Source organism: Streptomyces sp. NPDC107550 (assembly GCF_055639095.1).
Genome location: NZ_JBVKBC010000048.1, coordinates 1 through 10474, shown reverse-complemented (window position 1 = coordinate 10474; position 10474 = coordinate 1). Strand labels below are relative to the sequence as shown.

Sequence of the window (10474 nt, the reverse complement as noted above, 5' to 3'; positions counted from 1 at the left end):
GAGAGCTTCTACAAGGTGGAAGTGAGCCACCGAGGGAGCACCATCTTGACCGTGGCGTGCGCGTGCGGGCCACCTCCGCTCGCGCGGAGAGAACGGATCGCAGCATGGCCACACACCGGCGGGTCACGGGCCACCTCCGCTCGCGCGGAGAGAACCTCGTCTACCGAAAGGAACCGCCCATGTCCGCCGGGCCACCTCCGCTCGCGCGGAGAGAACCAGTGGACGCGGTGGATGACCGTCGACTTCGGCGGGCCACCTCCGCTCGCGCGGAGAGAACGTCATGGTGGCTCCGGGGTGTCGTGTGGTGGACGGGCCACCTCCGCTCGCGCGGAGAGAACGCCGTGTTCTCCGCCTTGGCCTCCCCCCAGCGCGGGCCACCTCCGCTCGCGCGGAGAGAACACGAACGCACCGCCGAGCAGGCGCTTCTTGTCCGGGCCACCTCCGCTCGCGCGGAGAGAACACCGGCGGCAACAGCCCCACCACCGCCAAGGTCGGACCACCTCCGCTCGCGCGGAGAGAACGAGCTCGTAGTACCGCAACACGAACTCGGCCATGGGCCTCTGCTCGCGCGGAGAGAACGAACAGCCTGAACAGCACGACAGCCCCGGCGACGGGCCACCTCCGCTAGCGCGGAGAGAACACCGTCGTGCACCGCAGCCTCTTCACCTGGAACGGACCACCTCCGCTCACGCGGAGAGAACGTGATCTCGAGGCCGTCGCGCTGGTCGAGGACTGGGCCACCTCCGCTCTTGCGGAGAGAATGCCGGACCGCAACTCCTTCAGGCTGGCCGCTTCTGCTGATGGGGGGAGAACCGTGTTGCACACTGCGGAGAGGGCCGCTCTATGTAGTTGACAAGGAACAGCCGTGGGCCATCTCCCTGGCGTGGAGGCGACGGCGGCTCTGGCCCGGCCAGAGCCGCTATGCCAATCGCGTGCCAGCTCGCTTGCGCGATGATGGCACGTCAATTCCGCTCACGAGGTACGCGCCGTCGGGATGATTCCGCTCGCGCGGAGGGGGCCACGTCTGATTCGACGAGTTCAAGCCGAGCGAGCCCGGCCAGCTCAGGCAGGCAGCCGCAACGACGGAGACGCGCGGGTGAGTTGGCCGTTGGGTTGCCCGTGTGGGCGACGGGGCTGGTGCCTGGGTATACGCCGATCGCGCTCGATCGCGGCTCGGCGTTCTGAGGTGATGGTTCCGTCCGCGCCGAGGGAGCTGCAGCGGGTGGGTTGACCTCAAGTGGTGACGGACCCCTGGGTCCGTCACCGTTGGCTCAGATGAGCCAGCTGACGAGTTCGTGGATCAGCTCACGGAGTACCGTGCTGACCGCCACGCGTGAGACCTCGAGGAGGACCTCGCGGCGCGGCATGAACTTGTGCAGGAACCGGGACACTGTTTCTCCAGAGCGCCTACTGGGCCGAGGTTTGCGCCGTCCCTCGGGAGGGTCGTGCATTCGTCTCGATCAGCAGTCGGCTGGAGAGCCAATGGGGTTCCGCGCACCTCCAGGGAGGCGTGCAGCAGTAACTACTATACGGACAGGGCGTGTTGACGTATCCACGATTGGCTGCATTCCTTGTCTGGATCGGCCGGGGTGCAGGTCAGGTTGCCCGTGGAGCGCAGCGGCTGTCACATCTGGATGAGGAGCAGCATGTCCCTGGACTCTCGCCTGTGGGGCAAGGCGGCCGGGCTGGGTGTGGATGCCCGCGGTGCGCACCGCACGCACCCTGTGATCTGTCACCTGCTGGACACGGCAGCTGTCACTGAGGCCGTCTGGGACGAACTGCTGACCGAACACCAGCGGAGCATGGTGGCGCAGGCGTTGCAGGTTACGGATGCGCAGGCGCGGGCGCTGGCGGCTTTCTGGGCGGGGCTGCATGACATCGGGAAGATCAGTGTGCCGTTCCAGCTGCACGGCGATGGCCCGAAGCACAAGGACGGGACGCTTCTGGCGCAGGAGCTGACTGGTGAGGAGGGGTACGGGTTCGATACGGGCGCGGCTCAGGACGGGCAGTCGCATGAAGCGGCGGCGCACTGGTGGCTGGTCGGGGCCTTCCAGGAGATCGGCTACGCGTCGTCGAATCGGCGTCCGCAGTCCCGGCTCAGCCACGCGGTGGCGCAGCTGCTGGGAGGACACGGTGGCCGCTATCACCCGGTGGTTCGTGACAAGGAATTGAGGTGCCCTGTCGCCCGTCATCCTGGTCTGGGTGCGGGCGGCTGGGAGGAACAGCGGCGCATCCACTTCGCGGAGGTGCGCAGAGTGACCGGGGCGCAGCTGGTTCCGACGGGTCGGATGACGCCGGGAGCGGCTGTGGTCCTGACAGGGATGGTGGTGTTGTCGGACTGGCTGGCCAGTATTGAGGGAGAGATTCAGACCCGGCTCAGACCACAGGGGTGGGCCGGAACTCCTGAAGACCTGGGCTCCTACTGGGAGATCGCCCGTGCGGCCGCGCCTCGCCTGGTGCAGCAGACGGACCTGCTCGGGACGGGATTTGCCCGACCGCGAGATCCGGCTCGATGCGGGAGTGGTGCTGGTCTGGCGGATGACGTTGCCGGTCCGTTGGCCGGTCTCGTGGCCGAGCACGGGCCGGGCATGGTGGTCGTGACGGCTCCTCCGTCGGAGGAACGCACGGAGGCGGCCCTTCGTGCAGCCGCGGTCCTCGGGCATGCGGCGAACGCCCGGGGCTTGTTCTATGCGCTGCCGACCGGGACGGCGGCGGACAGCCACATGGGGCAGGTGCATGCCTTCGCCGAGCAGGCTCTGACCGGGCCCTGGCGAGCGCTTCTGCTGCACAGCTCCTCCCGGTTGAAGCCGGCGGAAGCTATGGAGGAGTGGGCGCGGGCCAACGCACCCGACGCCGTCAACGCGGAGCCGGGGGAGGAGTGGGCCCTGACGGCGAACAGCTGGCTGAACGCTCATCACCGCGCGCTTTTGGCTCCACTGGGCACGGGGACGGTGGACGAACTCCTGCAGGCGGTCCTGCCGGTGAAGTTCAACGTGATGAGACTCTTCGCGTTCTCCGGCAAGGTCGTCGTGGTGGACGAGGCCCATGCCCGCAGCGCCTTCGGTCAGAAGCTGATGCTCCGATTCCTGGAATGGGCTGCTGCTCTGCGCATTCCGGTGGTCCTGGCGGCGACGGCTGCGGACAAGTCGGTGGACGCGATGCTGACGGCGTACCGCCGCGGCGCAGGGGGCGGAAGGGAACCCTTGGAGCAGCCTCGCCGGCTGCCGGGGTGGTCGTTCGTGGACGCTCGCTCTGGAGGCGGGCATCTGCCCGAGCAGCCTGGCGGGGCGGTCCGTTCCAGCACGCTCACCGTCGACGTCGCCGACGGCGCACCGTACGACGAGATCCAGGAGGCTCTTGCGCCCATGGCAAGGGCAGGCCGGGGGAGGGCTGTCGTCTACCGGTCGACGCCGGCGGAAGCCATCCGTACCTTCCGGCAGCTCGTCCAGGACCTGCCCGGCCTCGATGTCGTTCTGGTCCATGAGCAGATGAGCAACAAGGACCGATGGCAGCGTCTGGCAGCCTGCCGGAGGGGCTTCGCCCGCAACAGTGGAGTTCCTGGTCCGGCGGTGCTGGTGACGACGCCGATGCTCGAGCATGTCCGGGGTCTGCATTTCGACCTCGTCGTGTCCGGACCGGCACCGCTCGCGAGCCTGATGGGGCGAGCGGCACAGAGCACAGGAGACCAGCCGAGGCTCGTCGTGCTCCGAGCCGACCGCAACGCTGAACGGGACGACGCCGCACTGGTTCAGCGCACCGTCGTGCTCCTTGGGACCGGCAGGAGGATTTCTCTGCCCGAAACACTGCCTCTGCTGCTGGATGACGTCTACGCCGATGAGCTCGTCAACAGGCTGGAGGAGTCTGCATCAAGTGAGCTCAGCAAACTCGACAACCGTCGCACGGTCCAAGAACGCAGAGCCACAGGCACCGCGGGCTGGGCCACTGTTCCCGGCCCTCGGGAACTTGACGGCGATCTCTTCCGGCTGAGCCGCGACCACCCCGGCATGACGCCAGACCTGCTCACCTCGGTGCTCGGCGAGGAAACGGTGCATGTGGTGTGCCTGTACCCCGGGTGGAACGAACACAAGCAGCGCGTACACCTGCTGGAAGCAGGAGTGCCCGAGTCGAAACTCGAGCTCGTCGGCAAGAAGAGGCGGCCAAGGCCGGGGCAGCTCGTCCCCTACCTGATCCCGGTCCCCAAGCGCCTCGTCGAGGGTGTGGAGGGGGATGCCAACAAGACCTGGCGTGACATGGCAGCCCTCGAGTCGGTCCTCCGGCTGAACCTGGACGAAGGGGACGGCGAGTGGATGTACACCAGCGGGAAGCACCGATTCCGCATGAGTGAACTCGGCCTGACGGTCGATCAATTGCCTTAACCAGCCCCCAGCCCGTTCCTCTCCTTTTAGCATGCGGTGGACGTTCGGCCGCGGGAGGAGGGGCGTGACCACGCCTGCATCCAATCTGATCGACCATCCATGGATTCCGGTCGCATGGGTGGAGGAGAATTCAGGACCACCCGAAGTGGGGCTCAGGGATCTGTTCCTGCATGCCCGGGGGATTCGCACCCTGCTGGTCCCGGAAGCTCCGGCCCTCTCGGCTCTGCTGCGGGTGCTGTACGCGCTCACCGCCCGGATCACCGGCCTGGACGAGGCCGAGCCCGGAAGCTGGGGCGACCGGCGAGAGGACATCCTCGAGCGGGGCTTCACCGAGCACAGCATCGAACTCCCCGATGGCCGCAAGGCCGGCATCAACGGCTACTTCGACCAATGGAGTCACCGCTTCGACCTGTTCGACCGCGACCGCCCCTGGCTCCAGGACCCTCGCCTGCCCGACCAGTGCAACAGGAACGAGACCGCCGGGGTCCACAAGCTGGTCATGAGCCGGGCAGCGGGCAACAACCATTCCTGGTTCGGGCACTGGAGCCACGAAACACCCGTCCTGCCCGGCCGTTCACAAACAGCGTTCTCGCTCCTTGCCTGGCACTACTGGGGAGCCCCCGGCACCACCTCGGTTCGCAGCGTCGACACGGTGAGCCACCACTACGGGAAGGCTTCACCGCTGCGCGCAGCGCTGTCGTACCACCCAGAGTGCGACAACCTGTTCCTGACGCTCCTGGCCGGCCTGACCCCACCGGACAGCAGCGTCAGCCGACAGAGGGACCTGTGCCCCTGGGAGCGCGACGACCTCCCGGACCCGCTCAAGCCGATGCCCGAGCCCTCAGGCCCCTGCTCACGACTTACCGCCTGTTCACAGCATGCGCTCTACCTCGTCCCCGCCGACGACGGCGAACACACCGCCGACGCGTACATCACCTGGGCCTACAACGCCGAGCGGATCAGACCAGAAGACGACTACCTGATCTGGGACATCGACAAGAACGGGAAGACGTCCCCCCGGCTCGCGTCATCCTCCCGCTCCCTGTGGCGGGACCTCGACGCCCTTCTCCTCAAACAGCTGGACGACGCGAGCCCCATCCAGCCCAAAGTCATGGACCACGCCTTCGACGTCAGCGAATACGTGCGGGTACGCGCGCTCGGCTTCGAACAGGACCCCAGTCAGGCAGCCAACCACCAGTACATCGACTCCGTGACCCCCGTACTCCTCTCCCGCGTGGAGGAAGACGTGGTCAGCTCCGAAAGGCCCGTACGCCAACTCCGGGAACTCGGCGAACTCTTCGGCAGCCTGCTGGAAAAGGCCACCAAGGAAGCCTGGCTGCGGTACACGGATGACAAAAGGAATGACCCCGGCGCATGGCTGGACGCCGTCGCCGCCCGATACTGGCTGGCGGCAGAGGACGAATTCTGGTCACGATTCCGGCAGCTGACACGCTCTGACGACGCTGTGGATCCCGCCTTTGACTTCGAGGCCGCGCGCCGGGCCTTCGGGCGGCACGCACTGGCCGCGTACGAAGTGGTGACCGACTCCGTGACCCGTACGCCGCGAGGCGCGAAGGCCGTGGCCGGCGCGAAGGCGATCATCCTCGCCGCCCTGAAGGACCCGAACAAGGCGACGGCGCAACGAAAGACGAAGAAGGCCACAAAGAGGCCGTGACCGTCACCCGCCGACCCGAGGACAGACCGTGGACTCCCAAGCCCATGAAGCGACCAAGCAGCAGAGAAACCGCGCCGCGTACGCCGCCTTCGCCGACCGCATCGAGTATCTGTGCCGCACCGACCCCGGCGCCCGCGCCGCCCTGCGCGCGGGCCTGCGCCGCGACATGGACCACCCGCGCACACGCGCCATGCATCGGCTGCTGACGCCGCGCCTGCCAGAAGACTGCGACGACATCACGGCGCAGGCCCACTACACCGTGGCCTCGCTGATCGCAGCCCAGCCGCGACACGCCTTCTCGCCCGAACAGGAAGAAGGCGAAGACACCGTCGAGGGACAAATCAGCGCGGAGGAACCGGCTTCAGAACAGGACGGCGAGAGCGACGATGACCCTGCGGCGCTCAGGCCGACCCGGTACGGCCGCTCGTTCGGTGCCGCACTGGGGCAGGCCGTCATCGCCAAGGGCACGTCCATGCGGCTGAGCGCCGCCGAAAGCCGCATCAACCTCCTGACACGGCAGAGCAACCGTGGCCTCCACCTGCACCTCCCCGCCGCGGTGAACCAGGTACGCGCCACCGACACCACCATCGACTGGGGCCAGTTGCTGGCAGACCTCGTCGACTGGCCCTACCGGTCCGGGCGCATCAGCCGACGGTGGCTCCAGGACTTCTACCGCATCACCGCCGGCACCGCACAGGACTGACCCCTTCACCCACAGGAGATCCGCGATGGGCCTCAAGCCCCGCTTCCTCGACATCCACATCGTCCAACCCGTGCCCTACGCGAACCTGAACCGCGACGACACGAACTCGGTGAAGACCGTGCTCTACGGCGACGCCCTGCGCACCCGTGTCTCCAGCCAGTCCTGGAAGCGCGCGATCCGCGAGCACTTCCAGGACACATGCGGTGACCACGCGCTGCGCACGCGTCGGATCGGCGAGCGGGTCGCCGACGTGCTGCGCGGCCGAGGCTGGGACCCGGCGCTCGCTGACCGCGCCGGGGCGCACGTGGCGGCCGGCAGCAGCATCAAGTGGGAGGTGGCCAAAGGGAAAGACAAGCAGCCCATCCTGAACAAGGTCCTCACCAACGCTCTCATCTACCTCCCCGAAGACGCTGTCGAGGACCTGGCCGACATCGCCGAAGTCCACAAGGACAAGCTCACCACCGACTTCACCGGCAAGGGGAAGACGAAGCCCGAAAGCGCGCTGAAGGGGAAGATCGACCAGATCCTTGTGAAGCGGAACGGCGTGATCAACCTCTTCGGGCGCATGCTCGCCGAGGTGGACCAGGCCGGCGTCGACGGCGCCGTCCAGGTCGCACACGCCTTCACCACCCACACCACCGAGATCGAGCTCGACTACTTCGCAGCCGTCGACGATGTCGTCGAGGCGAAGGGCATGGAAACCGGCAGCGGCCACATGGGCACGGCCGAGTTCAGCACCGGCACCTACTACCGCTTCGCCACAGTCGACCTCCAGGAGCTCACCAAGAATCTGAGCGACGACAGCCACACCGCCGCAGAGGCCGCCCGCGAGCTCGCCGGCCAGTTCCTGCTCTCCTTCATCGAGTCCCTGCCGCAGGCGAAGAAGAACTCCACCGCCCCGCACACGCTCCCGCACCTCGTCCACGTCGCGGTCCGCTCCGACCGGCCGCTGTCGTTCGCCGCAGCCTTCGAAGAACCCGTGCGCCCCGCCCAACACGGCGGCTACGTCGCACGCTCCGTAGCCGGCATCGACGAGTACGCCAAAGCCGCGAACACACTCCTCGGCCCCGACCGCGTCCTGCACGCGGCCCACGCCTGCCTCGAATTCGACAAGCTGGAGCACCTCGGCGAACGCCACACGTCCTTCGCAGCACTCGTCACCTCCGCCATCGACGCCGCCTTCTCCGAGGCCCCGCAGTGACCCAACGCCCCACCCACGGACTCCTGTTGCGCCTCGCAGGCCCGCTCCAGTCCTGGGGTACACACAGCAAATACCTGCGACGTGACACAGCCCGATTCCCCACCAGGTCCGGCATCGTGGGCCTCCTGGCCGCAGGCTTAGGACGCACGCGCGACGCACCCCTGGACGACCTCACAGCGCTGTCGATGACGGTCCGGGTCGACCGACCCGGTGTCGTGCTGTCCGACTTCCACACCGTCGGCGGCGGACTGCCCGCCGACGAAACAGTGATCACCGTCGACGGCAAACGACGGGCCGAAGGCAAGAGCACACTGGTGTCCAAGCGCCAGTACCTCGCCGACGCAGCCTTCACCCTCGCCCTCACCACCGCTGACCAGGAACTGCTCCACTCGTGCGCCGCAGCCCTGCGCGACCCGCACTGGCCCCTCTTTCTGGGCCGCCGCTCCTGCCCGCCGGAGGGCCCGATCCTGCTCGGAGCGGTAGAAGATCCACTGCACCACCTGACACGGCTGCCGCTGTCAGCCAAAAGGCCGCGCAACGGTCCGCAGGCGATCGAGTTCTACGGCGACAGACCGCTCGGCGTACTGCCTGTGGACTCCGATACCTCAGACCGCGGCGACGGTGACCACCACAGCGGCGAAGTCACTGACGACCCGATCTCGTTCGCACCGCTCGCGCGCCAGTACCGCCCCCGCCCCCTCTATCGGCGTGCCGTCCACCTTCCACATGCGTCGTACGAAGGCTTCGGCACTGGCTATCTGGAGAAGCTCCAGCGCTACATCGCCACCCATGTCGCCAAGCCGGAGAGGAGCACCCGATGACGCTGTGGCTGACCCGCCTCACCCCCGTCTCCACCGTGGCGCGGCGCGAACTGGGCGCCGCCGGCGGGACCTCTCTGCACCGCAGGGTGATGTCCCTGTTCCCCGACGGCATCACAGAACAGGCCCGCGCACACTACGGCGTCCTCTTCCGCGTCGAAGACACCCCACGCGGCACCCACCTGCTGATCCAGTCCAACCAGCCTCCCGACCACGCTGACAAACTCCCCGACGGCTACGGGCAGCTGTCCACGCACTCACTCGACCCCCTCCTGGACGCACTCCAGGCCGGCGTCACCGTGCACTACCGGTGCGCCGCGTCCCCCGTGCGTAAGCCCGGCGCCACCACCCGCGCCCTCTACAACCTCCCACCCGTCGTGGCACTCCAAGGCGCAGCCGCCGACGAATGGTGGCAACGCCAGGCCGACTCCGCCGGACTCAAACCCCTCACCCTTCAGTCGCAGCCCCTCGACGCCGTCAACGACCACCAACACCCCAAAGGCCAGAAGACGGGCCAGGGCCACGAGCCGACCCACCGGGTGCGCCACAACAGAGTCCGCTTCGACGGCACAGCCACCGTCATCGACCCCGACCAACTCCGCACAGCCCTCCGCAACGGCATCGGCCGAGGCAAAGCATACGGATGCGGAATGCTCAGCATCGCCCCCGCCCGGAACCCCGGATGACCAGCCCCACCACACCGGCCCCCGACCACAACGGCGGGGGGCGGCGCCGTCTTGCAGCCCCGACCGTAGCCATGCTGCCCCGCGTCATCGACAGTCTCTCCTTCCTCTACCTCGACATCGTCCGCATCCACCAGGACGACACCGGCGTCTGCGCCGAGATCACCACTGGACAGCGCGGCCGTGAAACCGTCTACCTGCCCACCGCCGCACTCGCCTGCGTCCTGCTGGGGCCGGGAACCTCCATCACCGCACCAGCCATGGCCACCTTCGCCCGCCACGGCACCACCGTCCTGATCACCGGAATGGGAGGGGTGCGCTGCTACGCAGCTACCGTCCCCGGCACCCTCACCACCCCCTGGCTCGAACACCAAGCCCGCGCCTGGGCCGACGACACCCGCCGCCTCGCCGTCGCTACTGCCATGTACGAGCACCGATTCGGCTCCGGACACACTCACCCCGGAACCAACCTCCAGCAACTGCGCGGACTTGAAGGACAGCGCGTCACGGCCCTCTACCAACTCTTGGCCCGCCAACACCGCATCGCTAGATTCCGCCGCACCTACGATGCCGCAGCATGGGACACCCAAGACCCGGTCAACCTGGCTCTGTCCGCCGCCAACACCTGCCTCTACGGCATCGCCCACGCCGCCATCGTCGCCCTCGGCTGCTCACCCGCACTCGGCTTCGTCCACAGCGGAAACCAGCAGTCCTTCGTCTACGACATCGCCGACCTCTACAAGGCAGAACTCACCATCCCTCTCGCCTTCTCCCTCCACTCCTCCACCCAACCCGAAGCAGAAGCCCGCCGCTCATTCCGTGACAATCTGCGCCTCTACCGGCTCATGCCGCGCATCGTGCGCGACATCCAGAAGCTTCTGGCGCCCGACCACGCCCCGTCCGACCCTGAGGAGGAAGCAGGCGCCGAACAACTCGTCGACCTCTGGGACCCCGTCACTGGGCCCGTCCCCGGAGGCACCAACCACACGCCCGAGACCACACCCTGACCGGCCGAATG

7 protein-coding genes and 1 CRISPR repeat array are annotated in these 10474 nt (G+C 67.7%); all 7 genes read left to right on the top strand.

What is annotated here, in order from left to right:
- Positions 1–65: 65 nt before the first annotated feature.
- Positions 66–521: direct repeats of the CRISPR family, unit length 29 nt; unit sequence CGGGCCACCTCCGCTCGCGCGGAGAGAAC.
- A gap of 1125 nt (positions 522–1646) precedes the next feature.
- Positions 1647–4376 (top strand): CRISPR-associated endonuclease Cas3'', encoded by a 2730-nt coding sequence (locus tag ACZ7LY_RS32465; protein WP_471628354.1) that lies wholly within the window; start codon positions 1647–1649, stop codon positions 4374–4376.
- Positions 4377–4440: 64 nt separating this feature from the next.
- Positions 4441–6051 carry a type I-E CRISPR-associated protein Cse1/CasA gene (gene casA, locus ACZ7LY_RS32460; RefSeq protein WP_471628353.1) on the top strand — a complete coding sequence of 537 codons (1611 nt, stop codon included), beginning with the start codon at positions 4441–4443 and terminating at the stop codon, positions 6049–6051.
- A 28-nt stretch (positions 6052–6079) separates the two neighbouring features.
- The gene (gene casB, locus ACZ7LY_RS32455; RefSeq protein WP_471628352.1) at positions 6080–6754 is read left to right on the top strand and encodes a type I-E CRISPR-associated protein Cse2/CasB; all 675 of its coding nucleotides are present in this window, start codon (positions 6080–6082) and stop codon (positions 6752–6754) included.
- Positions 6755–6779: 25 nt separating this feature from the next.
- Positions 6780–7955, top strand: coding sequence for a type I-E CRISPR-associated protein Cas7/Cse4/CasC (gene cas7e, locus ACZ7LY_RS32450; protein WP_471628351.1), 1176 nt, complete (start codon positions 6780–6782; stop codon positions 7953–7955).
- Entirely contained in the window at positions 7952–8776 is an 825-nt protein-coding gene (cas5e, locus tag ACZ7LY_RS32445; RefSeq protein WP_471628350.1) for a type I-E CRISPR-associated protein Cas5/CasD, read from the top strand. Before cas7e ends, cas5e begins: the two co-directional genes overlap by 4 nt.
- Positions 8773–9459, top strand: a complete 687-nt coding sequence (gene cas6e / locus ACZ7LY_RS32440; RefSeq protein WP_471628349.1) for a type I-E CRISPR-associated protein Cas6/Cse3/CasE — start codon at positions 8773–8775, stop codon at positions 9457–9459. The genes cas5e and cas6e overlap by 4 nt, the downstream gene beginning before the upstream one ends.
- Positions 9456–10463: a type I-E CRISPR-associated endonuclease Cas1e gene (cas1e, locus tag ACZ7LY_RS32435; RefSeq protein WP_471628348.1), complete on the top strand. Its 1008-nt coding sequence runs from the start codon at positions 9456–9458 to the stop codon at positions 10461–10463. Before cas6e ends, cas1e begins: the two co-directional genes overlap by 4 nt.
- Positions 10464–10474: the final 11 nt, after the last annotated feature.

Bases quoted from the DNA above. Each gene is read 5' to 3' on its own strand.
- cas6e (WP_471628349.1), top strand. From the start codon at position 8,773: ATGACGCTGTGGCTGACCCGCCTCACCCCCGTCTCCACCGTGGCGCGG.
- cas1e (WP_471628348.1), top strand. From the start codon at position 9,456: ATGACCAGCCCCACCACACCGGCCCCCGACCACAACGGCGGGGGGCGG.
- ACZ7LY_RS32465 (WP_471628354.1), top strand. From the start codon at position 1,647: ATGTCCCTGGACTCTCGCCTGTGGGGCAAGGCGGCCGGGCTGGGTGTG.
- cas7e (WP_471628351.1), top strand. From the start codon at position 6,780: ATGGGCCTCAAGCCCCGCTTCCTCGACATCCACATCGTCCAACCCGTG.